This is a genomic window from uncultured Sphingomonas sp., assembly GCF_964243315.1.
GTDB lineage: Bacteria > Pseudomonadota > Alphaproteobacteria > Sphingomonadales > Sphingomonadaceae > Sphingomonas.
Window position 1 is genome coordinate 1 of record NZ_CAXTEM010000010.1, and the last position, 17,643, is coordinate 17,643.

Sequence of the window (17,643 nt, forward strand, 5' to 3'; positions counted from 1 at the left end):
TCGACAATTCGGGATCGATGCGCGGGCGTCCGATCTCGATCGCGGCGATCTCCGCGGACATCCTGGCGCGCACGCTGGAGCGGTGCGGGGTCAAGACCGAGATCCTCGGTTTCACCACTCGCGCGTGGAAGGGCGGTCAGGCGCGCGAGACGTGGCTGGGCGCTGGACGTCCACCGCAGCCCGGACGGCTCAACGACTTGCGGCACATCGTCTACAAGAAGGCGGACGAGCCGTGGCGGCGGGCGCGCAATTCGCTCGGGCTGATGATGCGCGAGGGATTGCTGAAGGAGAATATCGACGGCGAGGCGCTGCTCTGGGCGCATTCGCGGCTCATCGCGCGGCCCGAGGAACGGCGAATCCTGATGGTGATCAGCGACGGCGCACCCGTCGACGATTCGACGCTGTCGGTGAACTCCGGATCTTATCTGGAGCGACATTTGCGCCAGGTGATCGGCTGGATCGAGGGCAAGTCGCCGGTCGAGCTGGTCGCGATCGGCATCGGCCACGACGTGACCCGCTATTATTCGCGCGCGGTGACGATCATGGATGCCGAACAATTGGGCGGGACGATCATCGAACAACTCGCGGCGCTGTTCGACAATGATTGATCCGTCCCGTTGCCCCCGTTCGCGGGCGACTGGCATGGTTACCTAGGTACTATCCCTGAATTGATGCGGTGCGGCACGCATGACATTGCGGTCATGCTGCCGCGCTGGCCATGTCGTCCTTTCGCGTGTCCGATCGGCGGCTGTGGCTCGACGGGGTGGAGATACGGGGATGAAGACTGTTGCGGGGATCGCGGGAGCGGTGTTGCTGTCGGCGCTGGGCGGGAACGCTGATGCGGCAACGACGACGATCGATTTCACCGACGTGACCAACGGAGCCGATCCGTTGAACAACCGCTACACCGAAGATGGTTATGACTTCACCGGCAAGTTCTCGGTCGACTACCACTGGCTAGACATCCGGGGCGACGAAATGGAACCTGCCCTGCTCATGGACAGTGAGTTCAATCAGTTCGACATCACGGCATCCGGCAAGCAGTTTGCGTTGTCGTCGTTCGATTACGCAGGGTACAATTCCCCGCGATCGAACTCGATCACTCTCACCGGCTATAACGGCGGTGACAAGGTGTACACCATCACCAAGAACGGCAATTATGGTCGACCGAGCGGCGGGCGTTTCGGGAACTGGGTCTACGGCGATTATCAGACGATCAATGTCGCAGGGGCAATCGTCGATCGGATTTCGTTCGTCGTGAACAGAACGCGTCAGACGGATCTGGACAATTTCGTCCTTACCGACCTGACGAGTGCGGTGCCCGAGCCATCGACGTGGACGATGATGCTCATGGGCTTCGGAATGATGGGCGTAGCGATGCGGCCGCGGCGTCGCTCGACGAAGAACGCCTACGCCTGACCTGCCGCGCTAGGGTCCTATTCGGCAAGCACCGATCATCCTCACCCTTCCGCGGCGTCGCCGCTCCCTCCTCTACCGCCGGGAGAGGGAAAGACGCCGAAGGCGGCGAGGGTGAGGGTAATCGGAAGCGAGTCTGGCCCATCTGCGTTGCGCCTCTTGTACTCGTCACCGATCGGGGGCAGCGACCGGCGATGGCGATCGCCGCACCGCCCGCCGGCTTCGCTGGCCCAGTCAAACGATCGATAACGATCGCTGGCCATCAGACCTCGATCAGCCTGGAACCCGTCTTCTGGCGGGAGCTCGAAGACGCCGCGCGCGACCATGGACTGCCACTCAGCGCGCTCGTCGCCGAGATCGACGCGCTCAGGATCGTCGAGCGCGATCCGCCCAATCTTGGCAGCGCGCTCCGGACCTGGCTTTTCGACCGCCGGCAATGAGAATTGTTCTCAATAGCGTTGACAGTGCGAACGACTCTCAATAGCGGGGACCCAAGCATAAGGGGTTCCAAGAATGACGACGTCTCTGCCGCGCACCTTGCTCGGCCATAGCTTTCTCGCGATGTCATGCGTCGGCGCGTTCGCGACCGCACCGGCCTATGCCGCGGACGAGCCGACCGCGGTGGAAGGCGACAGCGATCAGAGCCGTGAGGACATTCTCGTCAACGGGCAGCGGGTGCGGCAGGATGCAAATCCCAAGCAGGTCGCGCCGATCGTGAACACGCCGCGATCGGTGATCGTCCTGCCAAAGGAGATCATCGAACAGACCGGGTCGAACAGCTTGCAGGATGCGCTGCGGACGGTGCCGGGAATCACCTTCGGTGCGGCGGAGGGCGGCAACCCGATCGGCGACCGTCCCTTCATCCGTGGCTTCGACAGCCAGGGCAGCATCTATGTTGACGGCGTCCGCGATCTGGCGGCGCAATCGCGCGAGGTGTTCGCGATCGAGACCGTGCAGATCGTGCGCGGGTCGGATTCGACGCTAGGCGGCCGTGGCAGCGCGGGCGGTACGATCAACATCCTGTCGAAGATGCCGCAGCTCGATACCTTCGGGCGCGTCGCGGCGAGCTATGGCGAGGCGGACTACAAGCGCGTCACCGCCGATCTCAACCTGAAGCTGTCGGACACCGCGGCGTTCCGCGTCTCCGGAGTGTGGCACGATCAGGATGTCGCCGAACGCGACTCGATCTATCAGCGGCGCTGGGGCGTCGCGCCGTCGGTGACGATCGGGCTCGGCACGCCGACCCGGCTGACCGCGACCTATTATTATCTCGAGAGCCACGAGCTGCCCGACAGCGGCAATCCGTACCTCTACACGATCGGCAATGCACCGGGCACCGGCCGGATCGACAGCCTGCCGGCGCTGGGTAGCGTGACGACGCGGGGCGGCCAGACCGGCGTCGTCGATCGCGCCGCCTTTTACGGGCTGGAGGATCGAGACTTCCGCGACGCGACCACCAACCAGGCGATGCTGCGTGCAGAGCATGACTTCGGCGGCATCACGCTGCGCAACACCACGCGCTACACGCACAGCAAGCAGGCCTATATCTACACCCAGCCCGACGACAGCCAGGGCAACGTCTTCGGCACCACCGCGACCAACATCGGCGCCAATCTGACCAGCGGCGGCTATGTCTGGCGGCGCGCCAACACGCGTTACGGCTATACCGAGAGCATCGTCGACCAGACCGACCTGTTCGGCAGGTTCAAGACCGGCAGCATCGAGCACAGCTTCTCGATCGGTACCGAACTCGCGTGGGAGAAGACGCGGCGGGGGACCTTCGTCGTCGCCAGCGGCTCGACGATCACGCCGCGGTGTACGACCGCCAGTGTCGCCCGCTTCAACTGCACCAGCCTGTTCGCGCCCAACGCGGCGGATCCTTGGGTCAACTACGCCAGCGACACATCGACCGTGCAGACGCCGATCGTCCGCGGCGCCCTCAACACCGAGACGCAGAACGATGCCAACACGCGCAGCTTCTACGCGTTCGATTCGATCACGCTGGTGCCGCAGTTGATCCTCAACCTGGGGGCGCGCTTCGATCGCTTCTCGTCGACGGTCAGGCTGCCGGTCGCGGCGGGCGCGAATGTGGCGAAGCTCAACCGCACCGACAATCTGTTCAACTGGCAGGCGGGACTGGTGTTCAAGCCGACCGCGGAGACCAGCCTCTACGCCAGCTACGCCACCGCGGCGACGCCACCCAACAGCCTGCTCGGCGAAGGGCGCGAGGACAATGCGTTGCCGACGACGGTGACGTCGAGCAATCTCGACCTGCTCGACCAGCTGAAGCCGCAAAAGACCAAATCGTACGAGGTCGGCGCCAAGGCCAGCCTGTTCGGCGACCGGCTGGCGCTCGGCGTCGCGGCGTTTCAGACCGAGATCCGGAATGCGCGGACCCAGGTCGATGCGACCACGGTAGCCTTCCTCGGCGAGACGCGGATCCGCGGCATCGAGTTCAACGCCAGCGGCACCATCCTGCCGGGCTGGACGATCTTCGGCGGCTATACCTACCTCGATCCCAAGATCATCGAGGGCGGGAATTCGGCGCTGACCGCGCCCGCGTTCGGTGGCCGCGATGCGCAGGTGGTCTATGTGCCCTCGGTCAACAACGGCAAGCAGACGCCGCAGACCGCGCGCAACAGCTTCACCGCAACGACCAATGTCGAGATCGCGCCGGGCCTCCAGATCGGCGGCACCGCGATCTACATGGACAAGCAATATGGCGGTTATGCCGACAACCGCACCGCGACCCAGAACGCCGCCGGCGTCGTCACGATCACTCCGGCGACCAAGGTTTTGTACCGCGGCATCCCCGATTATTGGCGGTTCGATGCTCGTGCCAGCTATCAGCTGACACCTGCGGTACAGCTCAGCGTCAACGCGCAGAACCTGACCAACGAGACCTATTACAGCGCCGCCTTCTCATCGCATTACGCGACGACCGCGCCGGGGCGTACCGTGTTCGGCACGGTGGCGGTGTCCTTCTGATCGACGGGCTCGCCACGCCGGGACCCGCACGAGCGGCGTTGCTGCACGAGGCGGCAGCGGCGGGCAACGCGGATGCGCAGGCGATCTATGCGCAGATGCTGCTCGACGGGGTCGAGGTGCCGGCAGATCCTCCTGCGGCGCTGCGCTGGTTCGTGAAGGCGGCAGCGCAACAGCATCTGATGGCGCTGAACATGGTCGGGCGCTGTTACGACCTTGGCTGGGGCACCGCGCCCGACAAGGCGCGTGCGGCGGAATGTTACCGCGTCGCCGCCGAGCGTGGCCTCGATTGGGCGATGTACAATTATGCGACGCTGCTCGCGCTCGGTAACGGGGTTGCGGAGGACAAGGCGGCGGCGCTGATGTGGCTGGAGAAGGCTGCGGCGATGGACAATGCGAAGGCGATCAACTTCGTCGGGAGCTTCGCCGAGGACGGCTGGGCAGGGCCGCGGGACATGGCGAAGGCGGCGGACTGCTATGCGCGGGCAGCGGCGGGCGGCGACTTCCGCGGCGCGTTCAATCACGCGCGGATGCTCGGCGCGGCTGGCGATGTCGACGCGGCGCTGCCATGGCTGCGGCAGGCAGGTGCGACCGGCAACGCGCGTTTCGTCGAACAGGCGGCAACGTGGCTGTCGGCCAGCGACATCGCGGGCTTCTCGACGCGCGGCGTGGACGCGCTACGCGAGGGCGCGACATGCTGATCGCCATTCCCGACTTGATCGATGCCGCGACGACCTCGCGGATCCGCGCGATCATCGATGCGGCGCCTTGGACCGACGGCAACGCCACGTCGGGGCCGCAATCGGCGCTTGCCAAGCATAACGAGCAACTGCCCGAAGATTCCGCGGCGGCGTGTGATGCCGGGGCGCTGGTGCTGGATGCGCTCGCAGCCTCGCCGCTGTTCGTGGCGGCGGCATTGCCGCTGAAGGTGTTTCCGCCGTTGTTCAATCGCTATGCGGGCGGGCAGGCGTTCGGGCTGCATGTCGACAATGCGATCCGGATCCGCCGCGGCAGCGATTTCCGCATCCGCAGCGATCTGTCCGCGACGCTCTTCCTCGACGATCCGGCGACGTACGACGGCGGCGAACTGATCATCGAGGACCAATTTGGGCCGCAGAATGTCAAGCTGCCGGCGGGGCACATGATCCTCTATCCCGCGTCGAGCCTGCACCGCGTCACGCCGGTGACGCGGGGGGTGCGGACCGCGTCGTTCTTCTGGATCCAGTCGATGGTGCGCGACGATGCGGCGCGGCGGACGCTGTTCGAACTCGATCAGGCGGTGCAGGAGGTCGCGGCCTCGCATGGGCAGGGCGATGCGACCGTGGTCAAGCTCACGGGCGTGTACCACAATCTTCTACGGCGGTGGGCGGACGCATGACCGCGCGATCGGGGGCTGAACGATGACGAAGCAGGCATGGCGGCGGACCTGGTTCCAGGTCCACAAATGGATCGGGCTGATCCTGGCGATCGTCATCATACCCTTGTCGCTGTCGGGGGCGGCGCTGGTCTGGGACGAGGCGCTCGACCGCGTCGTCAATCCGGCGCGCTTCGCGGTGTCCGGCGATACGTTGCTCGCGCCCGACGCCTATGTCGCCGCGGCGCGGACGGTGTTGAAATCGGGCGACCGAATCGCGCAGCTGACGTTGCCGGGCGAGGACGGTCCGGTGATCGTCGCCGCTTCGCCCGCAGGCAAGCCCGTGGCGCGCCCCGGACCGCCGCAGCGGACGATGGTCTATCTCGACCCGCCGACCGCGCGGGTGCTGGAGGTCGCGGCGAGCGGCGGCGGGCTGCTGCGCTTCCTCCACGTGCTTCATGGCAGCTTGCAGATTCCCGGCGTCGGGCGCTCGATCGTCGGGTGGATCGGGGTGTTCATGATGGTGTCGAGCTTCACCGGCCTGTGGCTGTGGTGGCCGATGGTCGGCAAGTGGCTGCGCGGCCTGCGCTGGCGGCGGCACCGCAACACCGACACCAACCTCCATTATCTAATGGGATTCTGGATCGCGCTGCCGTTGTTCGTGCTGTCGCTGACGGGCGCGTGGATCTCGTTTCCCGCCTTCTTCGCGGCGCTGTCTGGCGGCGCACCGGCGCGCAGCCCGGGACCGGACCGTGCGGCGATGGCGCGCGCCAAGCCGCTCGCCAGCCCCGCCCAGCCGCTTGCCGCGGTGATCGACAAGGCGGAAGTCGCGTCCCGCGGCAAGCTGCGCAGCGTGGCGTGGCCGACCGATTTGAGCGCGGACTGGACGGTGACCTTCGCGGGGAAGGGTGGTCCGGGGGCTGCGGTGAAGGTCGCGGACGACACCGGCACCGCACTCGCTGCGCCCGCCCGTCCGCAGGGCGGCATCGCGCGGTTGATGCGGCAGATCCACGACGGCACCGGCATGGGCGCGGTGTGGCAGGCGATCATCTTCATCGGCGGCATATTGCCCGCCGCGCTGGCGGTCACCGGCGTGATCATGTGGTGGCGCGCGCGGGGCTGGAAGGCGAAGCTGGCCGCGCGGCGGGCGTAGTGGGACGAGGAACCGGTAGTAGCTTTACCCTTCCGTCATCCCGGCGAACGCCGGGACCCACGGACAGGGTGAACTAGAAAGTGGTGACAGGGGGTCGACCCACCCCGTCATCCCCGAGCAGGCGGGGATCCATACTGGCTGGCTTCAGTATGTCAGCCGCAACGCTTGCCAGTCTGGATCCCCGCCTGCGCGGGGATGACGAACGAAGTGGCGGGTTCGGTACTACTTGAAATCCTCCGGCTCTGGCGTCGGCGCCCTGACATCAGCGGCACCGCTACCATGGGTCCCGGCGTTCGCCGGAATGACGAAGGGGGGGTGAGAGGTCAGAAACTCGCGGAGCTTTAACTCACCCCAACGTCCCCGCCGCTACCGCTTCACCCACGGAACGAACGACCCGAACCGGCAAAATGCCGACGGGATCCGCGACGGCGGGTCGATCACCCGGAAGCGGTCGTTGCGACATTGCTGCGAGCCGAAGCGCTCGACGATCAGCGTCGTGTACGGTCGCAGCGACGGGCACGGGCCGATCGGCGTGGTGACGTAGATCCGCTTGCCGACCGATCGGTAGATGATCGTGCCCTGGTCGGTGATCTCCGGACCGCCGGCGAAGCTGGGGTCGATGCATTGCACCGGCTTCCCAGCGACGCGACCAGCGAACGGATCGTCCTTCGCGGCGACCAGGGTCAGCATCAGCGCGGGCAGCGCGAGGGCGATCTTCATGACGGCTTCCGATACGGGACGAAGGCGGCGAACGAACAGCTGCCGGTCTGAAAGCGCGAGACCGGATCGATCGTCCGCGCGATGTCGCCGCGGCAGAGCTGCCCGCCGAAGCTGCGGGTCACGAGTACGTCGCCGCGGCCGACGCGCCGACAGCCGCCAGCGGTGTCGCTGCGATATTTGGTGCCGCCGAGATCGCCGTAGAGGATCGTGTCGCCATAGCTCTTCACCTGCCGCGACCAGCGCGGGTCGATGCAGGTGACCGGCTTGCCGGGGACCAGCCCCGCCAGTTCCTTGTCGAGCTCGAACTGTGCGGCGGCGCTCGCCTGCGCCGAGGCTGCGGTTTGCGCCGGCGTCTGCGCGCACGCTGCCAGAACAGCGAAGGGAGCCAGGATCAACGGGTTACGCATCGAATACCTCCACTTTCTCTCCAACGCATCGATCGCAGTTTAGCCGCGGAACGAATCCTTCGCGCGGCGAAATTCCGCGAGCTGCTCGGCCGAGGACGCGCGCAGGAACGGATTGGTCGCGCGTTCCTGACCGATGCTCGTCGGCACCGTCGGCTCGCCGCGCGCGCGGGCCGCGTCCACCTCGATCATCCGGGTCGCGATCGCTGCGTTGTCAGGCTCGGCGACCAGCGCATAGCGGCCGTTCGATTGGGTATATTCATGCCCACAATAGACGATCGTCTCGTCGGGAAGCGCAGCATAGCGCTGCATGTTCGCGAACATGTCCGCCGCATCGCCCTCGAACAGCCGCCCGCAGCCCATCGCGAACAGCGTGTCGCCGGTGAAGATCGCGCGCTCGTTCGCGAAGTGGAAGGCGATGTGTCCCTGGGTATGGCCGGGCACCGTCATCACCGTCGCCGTATGCGTGCCGATCCGGACGCTGTCGCCCTCCGCCACCATGACGTCGAGCGTCGGGATCTTGGCGGCTTCGGCGGCGGGCCCGGTGATGCGTGCGCCGGCTGCCTTCATCTCGGCATTGCCGCCAGTGTGATCGGGGTGCCAGTGCGTGGTCCAGACCTGATCGACCGTCCAGCCGCGGCGTGCCACCTCCGCCAGCACGGGCGCGGCTTCGCCCGGATCGACCGCGACAGTCTCGGCCGCATCGGCATCGTGGATCAGCCAGGCATAATTATCGCTGAGGACGGGTACGCGGACGATCTCGATCGCCATCACCAGCTGCCGCTGTTGGGCATCGACGCCCAAGGCTCCGCCGGCTCGAGCACGCCGTCCTGGAGGAGTTCGATCGAGATGCCATCGGGCGTCTTCACGAACGCCATATGGCCGTCGCGGGGCGGCCGATGAACCGTGAGGCCGGCGTCGAGAATGCGCTGGCAGGTTTCGTAGATGTTCTCGACGCGGTAGGCGAGGTGCCCGAAATTGCGCCCGCCCGAATATTCCTCGGGGTCCCAGTTGTAGGTCAGCTCGACCTCCGCGCGCGCGCGTTCGCCGGGTGCGGCCATGTCCTCGTCGGCGGCGAGGAAGATCAGCGTGAAGCGACCCTTTTCGCTTTCCAGCCGCCGGACCTCCTTCAAACCGACGAGTTCGAGAAATGCGATCGTGGCATCGGGATCGCTGACGCGGATCATGGTGTGGAGGTATTTCATTCGGGATCGGCTCCGCTCGGGTCTGATGACCAGATAGGCATGCGCAGCGATCGCTGCCAGCCTTCAGCGTGCCGGAGGCGCCGGCTCGAACTGCGCGAGCGCCGCCGCGGCGCTGCGTCCCTGCGCGCTGGTGGGGGCGAGGCGGACCGCTTCCGCCCAGGCAGTGCGCGCGCCGGCTTCGTCGCCTGCCTTCGCGGCGATGTTCCCTGCTTCCAGCTGGACCGCAGGATCGGCGGGGGATCGCTTGGTCGCCTCCGCGATGTCGGTCTTCGCCCGTGCGAGATCGTCCGATCGCCGCGCCAGCGTGGCGGACAACAGCCAGGCGAGCGGGTCCTCCGGCACATTGGCGAGCGCGAGATCGAGGTCGCGCCGGGCCGCAGCCGCGTCGCCGAGCGCGACCATCGTGCGGGCATGATCGAGCTGCGCGTCGCCCAGCGCCTGGCCAGTCAGCGTGCCCGCGACGAGCGCATGATCGAGCGCCGCGCGCGCCTTCGCGATCTCGTCCACCGCCAGCCACGCATTGCCCGCGGCAGCCCAGAAAGACGCGCCCTGCGAATCGCGGCCGAACGCGCTCGCCTTGGCCGCGGTCTCGAACGCCGTCGCAGCTTCGGCCCAGTTGCCCGCGGTGACCGCCGCGCGCGCGGTACAGGCGGCGACCGCGGTCTGGTTGCCGAGCGAGGCGCAGGGCGCGGGCACGGCGGCTGGGACTTGGGGCGCGGCGAGCATCAGCATCGGCAGGATCATCGGCGTTCGATCACTTCCTCCACCGCCCGAATGGCCAGCGCGATATCGGCATCGCGCGACAGCCGGTGATCGCCGTCCTTCACCAACCATGTCTGGACATCGGCTGAACGGAGCAGCTCGGCGAGCCGGCAGGTGCGCGCCCAGGGCACGTCGGGGTCCTTCTGGCCCTGGATCAGCCGCACCGGCACGTCGATCGCGATTTCGCCGAACATTAGCCGATGCGCCTCGCCTGACGAGAAGAACGCGCGGGTATAGACCGTCGGGGCGGGGCCGTAGCGGTTCGCGCGCTCGATCCGGCCATGGCTGAGGATCGCCATCTTCTCGTCGAGGGTGAAGCCCCAATCGGTGAAGTCGGGAGCGGGGGCGATGCCGACCAGCCCGACGACGCGGTCCGGCCGCGCGATCGCGGCGTGGAGCATCAGCCACCCGCCGAGCGACGATCCGACGAGTACAACCGGGCCTTCGGCCAAGTCGTCGATCATCGCGAGCACGTCGTCGCGCCATCCGGCGAAGGTCTGGGTCTCGAACTCGCCTTCGCTCTGGCCGCACCCGCCATAATCGAAGCGGAGGAAGGCGCGGCCTGCGGCCATCGCCCACGCCTCGATCGCGAGTGCCTTGGTGCCCTGCATGTCGGAGGCATAGCCGGGCAGGAAGACGATCGTCGGCCCGCTGCCGCGACGGTGGTGATAGGCGAGGCGGGAGCGCGGGCGGAGCGCCGGAGCGGGCACGGGAGCGTCGGTCATGCCGCGTCCTAGCGGCAGCGACGTACCGGTTGGAAGCGCGTTCTCGTCGGCGCTCAGAACCGCCAGCCGGCCTCGGTTTTCGTTTTGCGGCAGATCGAGCGCAGGGCGCGCCACTGCGCGGCATCGAGCGTCGGCTCGTACGAACCCGGCCGTGCCGCCGCTCGGAAGCGGGCGGCGCGATCGGCGGAGACCGGGTGCGACGCTAGATAGGACAGCATCCGTTCGGCCTTGCCGGCGCCCTTGCCGAGCCGGTCGAAGAACGCGGCGGTCGGCTGTGGCGAGATCTTCGCTGCCTGCATCATTCCGATCGCATAGCCGTCGGCGCGTGCCTCCGCGCCGCGCGAATAGGCGGTGGCAAGCAGCGCATTGGTATAGCCGCCGACATGGCCCTCCAGACCGCCGAGCAGCACCGACAGCCCGACCTGGCGGAGCAGCGACTCCATCACGTCATGGTGGCGGATGTGGCCGATCTCGTGCCCGAGCACGCCCGCGACCTCGTCGGGGGACTTCGCACCCCTGAGGAGCCCATCGAACACGACGATCCGGCCGCCGGGGAGGGTCACCGCGTTGACCATCGGCAGCTTGACGACGCTGACCTCAATCGCCGTGTCGTTGGGATCGATCCTTAGAATTAGCGCGCGCAGGGCCGCGTCGCCAGCTGGATCGGTGCAGCCGTTGCGGCCGAAATCGCCGACCATCATCGTGCCGATGCGCTGTTCGACCGAGGTCGGGATCAACCGCGCCAGCAGCGGGGGTGCATTGAGCACGCCCGCCACCAGCACCGCTGCGACCGCGCCGAAGGCGGCGATCGACGGCCACAGCCCGAAGCGATCGACGATCCGGCCGTAGCGCGCCTGTTGCGGCAGCCGGGCCGCGATCGTCGCGGGGATGTGCCCTGCGGGCGTGATCTTCCACCCCGGCACCCGCGCGATCCCGAAGCTCGGCGCCGCGGCGGTTGCGTCGCCCGCGACCAGATCGGCGAAGGCGAAGGGGCCGGTCGTCCTTTCCGGTTCGACCAGCACGAACGCGTCGCCGCGCAGCTCCATGGTCGCGCGCCGACGCAGGGCGCTGACCCCGTCATAATGCCAGACGACGACCTCGTCGGCGGCGGGCTCCATCAGAATGCGCCGACGTCGAATGCGTCGAGCAGGCCCTCGCCCTGGCGCGGCGTGCGCGTCGTCGATTGGGTGAAGTCGTCGAGAACGACGTCGCCGAACGCCTCCATGTGCCGGATGAAGAACGCCCAGTTGCGATAGGGCACGAAGATCAGGCCGATTCCCAGCGTGAGAACGACCAGCGCGAGGTTCCCGAGGTAGAGCTTGACCCAGTCCATCGTCGTCGCGTCGAACGAAAAGCTCAGCTTGCCGAGCGTCAATGCGCCGACCGCTTCACGGAAGAAGGCGGAATAATAGATCATCGCGATCAGCCCGAGCACGCCGAAGAACAGCAGGTAGAACATCAGAGCTACGATGACGAAGGTGGCGATCGTTCCTGGACCCGGCGATGTCGGGAAGCTGGTGAGCGACCCCAGGCCCGCGGCGGCGCCTGCGAAAATCGCGACGATGACGATCATGGCGATCGGCGCGATGTAGAAGAGCAGAAAGCGCGGGAAGATCGGCTTCCACTCGGCTTGCGCATGGAAGGAGGATGACCCGAAGCTCATCGCGCTCCAGCGCTTGTTCCACAACGTCGTCATCGACCAGGGGATCATCAGGCCCAGTGCCGCCGAGCCGAGCAAGGTGCGCCAGAAATACGAGACGCCGTAGCGGAAGCCCGCATCGTCGCTGCCGCCGCGGATGCCGTGCCAATAGGTGCGGGTCAGGCGATATCGCAGCGCGCGGAAAATCGCGACGCCGATCAGATAGAGCAGCAGCAGGTACAGCGCGCCGACGATCAGCGCCGCGAACCCCGCATGGCCGCGCAGCAGCACGCCCTGCAACACCAGGTTGATGATCGCGAACGGCACCGCGAAGAACACGATCGCGAGCATGTAGCCGATGAACAGTTCCAGGCCCGTGCCCGTCCATTCCAGCCGGTCGTCGATGAAACGCGTCTGGCTCCACAGATACCGCCGCGTCCGCGTGCGTGCCCAGAAGGTGTAGATCCCGAGCGTGACGATGGTCAGCAGCAGGTTGGTAAACGCGATCGGGCCATATTCCTGCCACGTCCCCGTAAAACCGAAGGCGCGGCTGCCCCCAGCCGTGTCGCCGCGCGGCGCTTCGTCAGTCATGATCATCCCCCGTGTCTGCGCGAGATTGAGCGCACAGCCGGTGTCGACGTCAAGACCGCGACGAATACTTAAGCATGATCTTGAGACGATTGTCCGTTCTGGTCGCCACCGAGCGCTGCGACCAAGTCCGCCGCGAGCAGGCTCAGCGTGTCGTCGCGCGCGCCCATTATGACGATCCGATCGCCCGCCTTCGCCTCGCGGACGAGCAGCGCGGCCGCGTCGTCGCGTGCGGCGACGTGCCGCGCGTCGCGGCCGGCGGCGACGATCCCCGCGACGATGTCGGCGCTGGTCACTTCGCGAGCGACCGTCCCGCCATGGTACACCGGATCGGGCAGGACGAGCAGGTCGCCGGCCGCCATCCGATCCGCGAACATCGCGACGAGGTCGCGGCCGATCACCTTCAGCGGGCCATAGCCGTGCGGCTGGAACAGGATCAGCAGCCGTCCGGGGAACGCGTGTAGCGTATCCAGTGTCGCGGCGATCTTGTCGGGATTGTGTCCGAAATCGTCGATCACCGCGACGCCGTTAGCCGCACCGACCAGATCGAAACGCCGTCGCAGGCCAACGAAGCCGGCGATCGCCGCGACTGCATCGTCGATCGCGACACCGGCCGCGACCGAAGCCGCGATCGCCGCGAGCGCGTTGGCGACATTGTGGCGACCGGGGACCTGGAGCGTCACCGGGCGCGGCGCACCGCCCGCGACGATCAGGTCGAAGGATATCGAGAACGGCGCCTCGACGATGTTGCGCGCGACGAAATCGGCGTCGCGATCGATCGCGAAGGTCGCTACCCGCACCGCGGGCAGGGCGCCGGCGAGCGCGGCCGCCTCGTCATTGTCGATGTTGACGATCGCGGCTTCGGCGCCGGCGATGAACCCCGCGAACAGGCGGCGCAGCTCGGCCATCTCCTTGTGATCGAGGCTGACATTGTTCAGCACCGCGATCCGCGGCCGATAGGCGGCGATGGATCCGTCGCTTTCGTCTACTTCGCTGACGAACGCCTCGCCATCGCCGACCAGCGCGCTCGCGAACGGCGCATCGGCGCTCGCGAAGTTCTTCATCACCGCGCCGTTCATCACCGTCGGATCGCGCCCGCAGGCGTGGAGGATCCAGCCGATCATGCCGGTCACGGTCGATTTGCCGGAGGTGCCCGCGATCCCGATCGGCAGCGCGCTGGCGTTGAACAGCGCGCTCAACATCTCGGCACGGGTCGCGCGTTCGCAGCCGAGCCGCGCCGCGGCGACCATGTCGGGCACGCTCGGCTCGACCGCCGCCGACGCGATCACCAACTGATCGGGGGAGGCGACCCCGCTGCCGTCCTGCGGGAACAGCGCCACGCCGCGGCGCGCGAGATCGTCGAATTTGGTCGGCACACGACCCTGATCGAGCGAGCGGTCCGATCCTGCGACTTGCGCGCCGCGGCCCGCCAGGATCATCGCCAGCGGCATCATCCCCGATCCGCCGATCCCGACGAAGAAACAGGATCTGCCCGAAAGGTTGCCGCCGTCCATCGCGGCGGGCTATCGGCAATTTCCCGCCGCCGGGCAAGGTCGGCGGCGGTGAAGGGGCGCTAGGCAATGAAGATCGGCATCGTTGCCCCCGCCAACACGGTCGATGCCGATGTCGTCGCGCCGATCACCGCCTTCGCCGCAATCGCCTATCCCGAGGTCGATCTCGTCTTCCACCCGCAATGTTTCGAGAACGACGGGCATTTCGCGGGCCCCGATGCGCGCCGCGCGGCGGCGTTCCTCGAGATCGCCAACGACCCCGGTTTCGCGGCGGTGTGGTTCGCGCGCGGGGGTTACGGCTCGAACCGGCTGCTGGCGGAGGTCATGCCGAAGCTCGGCCCGGCGGCGCGGCACAAGGATTATGTCGGCTATTCCGACATGGGGTTCCTGCTCGGTGCGCTCTATGCGCGCGGCATCGGGCGGCCGGCGCATGGGCCGATGCCGGTCGACATCAACCGCAAGGATGGCGACGCCACGGTGTCGCGCTCGCTCGGTTGGATGGCACGGCGCGAAACCGTGGGGATCGAACCCGGGCTGGCAGGGCAGCCGGCGGCGGCGTTCAACCTCACGATCCTCGGCAATCTGATCGGGACGCCGTGGCTGCCCGACCTCGCCGATCACGTGCTGATGATCGAGGAAGTGTCGGAGCCGATGTACAATGTCGACCGGCTGCTCTTCAACATGGCCGACGCGACGCAGCTGAAGGGGATCGCAGGCGTGCGGCTCGGCGCGGTGACCGCGGTGAAGGACAACGAACCGGGCTGGAACGAGCCGATCGAGGTGATGATCGAACGCTGGTGTCGCGACATGGCGGTGCCGTATCTCGGCCGCGCGGAGATCGGGCATACGCAGACCAACCATGTGGTGCCGTTCGGGTTGGTTTAGGGGAGTCTGCACGACGATCGTATTTATCCACCACCCCGGCGGAGGCCGGGGCCCAGGTGGGAGACGAAGCTGGCCGAGGGCAGCGCTTCGTCACCGCGACCTTCCCAACTGGGCCCCGGCCTCCGCCGGGGTGGTGGCAGCCCGCCGCGTGGTCGCGGTGGCATTGGCTTGCCTCTACCCCGCTTGCGACGGCATAAGCCGCGTTTCGCCTTCCCGAACGAAAGATCGAGTCACTCATGTCCGCCATGTTCCGCATTACCCTGCCCGACGGTTCCGTCCGCGAGGTAGCGCCGGGGACTACCCCCGCGGACGTGGCCGCCGCGATCGGGCCGGGCCTTGCCAGGGCGGCGCTCGCCGCGCGGATCGACGGACAGGTGCGCGATCTCAATCGTCCGTTCGAGGGCGACACCGATCTCGCGCTGGTCACCGCGAAGGACGAGAAGGACGCGCTCGAACTCGTCCGCCACGATCTCGCGCATGTGATGGCGGAGGCGGTGCAGAACCTGTTCCCGGGCACCGAGATCACCTTCGGTCCCGCTACCGACGACGGTTTCTATTATGATTTTGCGCCGCCCAAGATCGATGGGAAAGATCGGCCGTTCACCGACGAGGACCTGCCCGCGATCGAGGCCGAGATGCGCGCGATCATCGCCCGCAACGAGCCGTTCGTGCGCGAGGTCTGGTCGCGCCAGCAGCTGATCGATCGGTGGACCGAGCAGGGCGAGCGCTTCAAGGCGGAATGGGCGGCCGAGCTCCCCGAAGGCGAGGAACTGACGATCTACCGCCAAGGCGAGTGGCTCGACATGTGCCGCGGCCCGCACATGGTGTCGACGGGCAAGCTCGATCCGCAGGCGTTCAAGCTGACGCGCGTGTCGGGGGCGTATTGGCGCGGCGACCAGAAGAACGCGATGCTGAGTCGGATCTACGGCACCGGCTGGCTCAACAAGAAGCAGCTCGACCAGCACCTCTTTCGGCTCGAGGAAGCCGCCAAGCGCGACCACCGCAAGATCGGGCAGGAGATGGACCTGTTCCACCTTCAGTCCGAGGCGCAGGGATCGGTGTTCTGGCACCCCAAGGGGTACATCCTTTGGCGCGAGCTGGAGGCGTATATGCGTCGGCGGCTCGATGCCGGCGGCTATCGCGAGGTGAAGACGCCGCAGCTGATGGACGCTCGGCAATGGGAACAGTCCGGCCATTGGGGCAAGTACCGCGAGAACATGTTCGTGGTGCCCGACGAGATCCCCAACGGCGACGACGATGCCGCGATCTTTTCGGGCACCGCCGACCTGATGGCGCTGAAGCCGATGAACTGCCCGGCCCACGTCCTGATCTTCCGTCAGGGCATCAAATCCTATCGCGACCTGCCGCTGCGGATGGCCGAGTTCGGCTGCTGCCATCGCAACGAGCCGCACGGCGCGCTCCACGGCATCATGCGCGTGCGCCAGTTCACGCAGGACGACGCGCATATCTTCTGCCGCGCCGACCAACTCGTCGAGGAGGTGCGGATCTTCTGCGACTTGCTCGACGTGGTCTACAAGGACCTCGGCTTCGAAGGCTACGCGATCAAGCTCGCGCTGCGCCCGGAGAAGCGCTTCGGGTCGGAGGAAATGTGGGACTGGTCCGAACAGTCGCTGCGTGACGCGGTGAGGGCGGCGGGACGCGATGCGCCGGAATATGGCTGGGAGGAACTGCCGGGCGAGGGGGCCTTCTACGCGCCGAAGCTCGAATTCCACCTCACCGACGCGATCGGCCGGACGTGGCAGGTCGGGACGATCCAGACCGACACCGTGCTGCCCGAGCGACTCGACGCGAGCTATGTCGGCGAGGACGGCGAACGCCACCGCCCGATCATGCTCCATCGCGCGATCCTCGGCAGCTTCGAACGCTTCATCGGCATTCTGATCGAGCATCATGCGGGACGCTTCCCGCTATGGCTGGCGCCGGTCCAGGCGGTGGTCGCAACGATCGTCTCCGACGCCGACGACTATGCCACCGAGGTCTCCGATCAGCTTCGCCGCGCCGGCATCCGGGTGGAGACCGACCTGCGCAACGAGAAGATCAACTACAAGGTGCGCGAGCACAGCCTGGCCAAGGTCCCGGTGCTGCTGGTCGTCGGCAAGCGCGAGGCGGAGGAGGGCAAGGTCGCGATCCGCCGGCTCGGCAGCCAGGCGCAGGAAATCGTGCCGCTTGCCGACGCGATCGCAGCGCTTGTGGACGAGGCACGCGCTCCCGATATGTGATCGGTTCCCGCCGCGCTCGCTTTGCGCTATGATGCGGCGGAGATCGACCCGATAAC

At 67.1% G+C, this 17,643-nt stretch carries 17 protein-coding genes and 1 pseudogene; 9 read left to right on the top strand and 9 right to left on the bottom strand.

Annotated features, from left to right (window positions below):
- From ACFE77_RS05105 to ACFE77_RS05135, 7 genes and pseudogenes are all read left to right on the top strand, one after another.
- A pseudogene (locus ACFE77_RS05105) lies at nt 1-608 on the top strand (cobaltochelatase subunit CobT); the annotation flags it as partial.
- Nucleotides 609-777: 169 nt separating this feature from the next.
- Nucleotides 778-1,419, top strand: a complete 642-nt coding sequence (locus ACFE77_RS05110; RefSeq protein WP_375420547.1) for a PEPxxWA-CTERM sorting domain-containing protein — start codon at nt 778-780, stop codon at nt 1,417-1,419.
- A gap of 191 nt (nt 1,420-1,610) precedes the next feature.
- The gene (locus tag ACFE77_RS05115) at nt 1,611-1,856 is read left to right on the top strand and encodes a ribbon-helix-helix domain-containing protein (RefSeq protein WP_375420548.1); all 246 of its coding nucleotides are present in this window, start codon (nt 1,611-1,613) and stop codon (nt 1,854-1,856) included.
- 73 nt (nt 1,857-1,929) lie between these two features.
- Nucleotides 1,930-4,404, top strand: a complete 2,475-nt coding sequence (locus ACFE77_RS05120) for a TonB-dependent receptor (RefSeq protein ID WP_375420549.1) — start codon at nt 1,930-1,932, stop codon at nt 4,402-4,404.
- Between the two features lie 38 nt (nt 4,405-4,442).
- The gene (locus tag ACFE77_RS05125; protein WP_375420550.1) at nt 4,443-5,102 is read left to right on the top strand and encodes a tetratricopeptide repeat protein; all 660 of its coding nucleotides are present in this window, start codon (nt 4,443-4,445) and stop codon (nt 5,100-5,102) included.
- Nucleotides 5,096-5,779 (top strand): Fe2+-dependent dioxygenase, encoded by a 684-nt coding sequence (locus ACFE77_RS05130; RefSeq protein ID WP_375420551.1) that lies wholly within the window; start codon nt 5,096-5,098, stop codon nt 5,777-5,779. The genes ACFE77_RS05125 and ACFE77_RS05130 overlap by 7 nt, the downstream gene beginning before the upstream one ends.
- Nucleotides 5,780-5,801: 22 nt before the next feature.
- Nucleotides 5,802-6,908 (top strand): PepSY-associated TM helix domain-containing protein, encoded by a 1,107-nt coding sequence (locus tag ACFE77_RS05135; protein WP_375420552.1) that lies wholly within the window; start codon nt 5,802-5,804, stop codon nt 6,906-6,908.
- 366 nt (nt 6,909-7,274) lie between these two features.
- On the opposite strand, the gene ACFE77_RS05140 is transcribed toward ACFE77_RS05135, so the two are convergent.
- The 9 genes from ACFE77_RS05140 to ACFE77_RS05180 all read right to left on the bottom strand — a co-directional run bounded on the left by ACFE77_RS05140 (nt 7,275) and on the right by ACFE77_RS05180 (nt 14,465).
- On the bottom strand, nt 7,275-7,628 hold the full coding sequence (locus tag ACFE77_RS05140; RefSeq protein ID WP_375420553.1) for a hypothetical protein: 354 nt from the start codon (nt 7,626-7,628) through the stop codon (nt 7,275-7,277).
- On the bottom strand, nt 7,625-8,035 hold the full coding sequence (locus tag ACFE77_RS05145; protein WP_375420554.1) for a hypothetical protein: 411 nt from the start codon (nt 8,033-8,035) through the stop codon (nt 7,625-7,627). Before ACFE77_RS05145 ends, ACFE77_RS05140 begins: the two co-directional genes overlap by 4 nt.
- Nucleotides 8,036-8,074: 39 nt before the next feature.
- Nucleotides 8,075-8,803, bottom strand: coding sequence for a hydroxyacylglutathione hydrolase (gene gloB, locus ACFE77_RS05150; protein WP_375420555.1), 729 nt, complete (start codon nt 8,801-8,803; stop codon nt 8,075-8,077).
- On the bottom strand, nt 8,803-9,237 hold the full coding sequence (locus ACFE77_RS05155; protein WP_375420556.1) for a VOC family protein: 435 nt from the start codon (nt 9,235-9,237) through the stop codon (nt 8,803-8,805). Before ACFE77_RS05155 ends, gloB begins: the two co-directional genes overlap by 1 nt.
- Nucleotides 9,238-9,300: 63 nt before the next feature.
- Nucleotides 9,301-9,981, bottom strand: a complete 681-nt coding sequence (locus tag ACFE77_RS05160) for a tetratricopeptide repeat protein (RefSeq protein WP_375420557.1) — start codon at nt 9,979-9,981, stop codon at nt 9,301-9,303.
- Nucleotides 9,978-10,724 carry an alpha/beta fold hydrolase gene (locus ACFE77_RS05165; RefSeq protein WP_375420558.1) on the bottom strand — a complete coding sequence of 249 codons (747 nt, stop codon included), beginning with the start codon at nt 10,722-10,724 and terminating at the stop codon, nt 9,978-9,980. Before ACFE77_RS05165 ends, ACFE77_RS05160 begins: the two co-directional genes overlap by 4 nt.
- A 53-nt stretch (nt 10,725-10,777) precedes the next feature.
- Nucleotides 10,778-11,842, bottom strand: a complete 1,065-nt coding sequence (locus ACFE77_RS05170) for a M48 family metallopeptidase (RefSeq protein ID WP_375420559.1) — start codon at nt 11,840-11,842, stop codon at nt 10,778-10,780.
- Nucleotides 11,842-12,954 (bottom strand): YjgN family protein, encoded by a 1,113-nt coding sequence (locus ACFE77_RS05175; RefSeq protein WP_375420560.1) that lies wholly within the window; start codon nt 12,952-12,954, stop codon nt 11,842-11,844. Before ACFE77_RS05175 ends, ACFE77_RS05170 begins: the two co-directional genes overlap by 1 nt.
- A gap of 68 nt (nt 12,955-13,022) precedes the next feature.
- Nucleotides 13,023-14,465 (bottom strand): Mur ligase family protein, encoded by a 1,443-nt coding sequence (locus ACFE77_RS05180; protein ID WP_375420561.1) that lies wholly within the window; start codon nt 14,463-14,465, stop codon nt 13,023-13,025.
- A gap of 66 nt (nt 14,466-14,531) precedes the next feature.
- Here ACFE77_RS05180 and ACFE77_RS05185 point away from each other — a divergent pair, with 66 nt between their 5' ends.
- Both ACFE77_RS05185 and thrS read left to right on the top strand, forming a co-directional pair.
- Nucleotides 14,532-15,347: an LD-carboxypeptidase gene (locus tag ACFE77_RS05185; RefSeq protein ID WP_375420562.1), complete on the top strand. Its 816-nt coding sequence runs from the start codon at nt 14,532-14,534 to the stop codon at nt 15,345-15,347.
- 236 nt (nt 15,348-15,583) lie between these two features.
- A complete protein-coding gene (gene thrS / locus ACFE77_RS05190; protein ID WP_375420563.1) occupies nt 15,584-17,587 on the top strand; it encodes a threonine--tRNA ligase in 2,004 nt (667 codons plus the stop codon).
- Nucleotides 17,588-17,643: the final 56 nt, after the last annotated feature.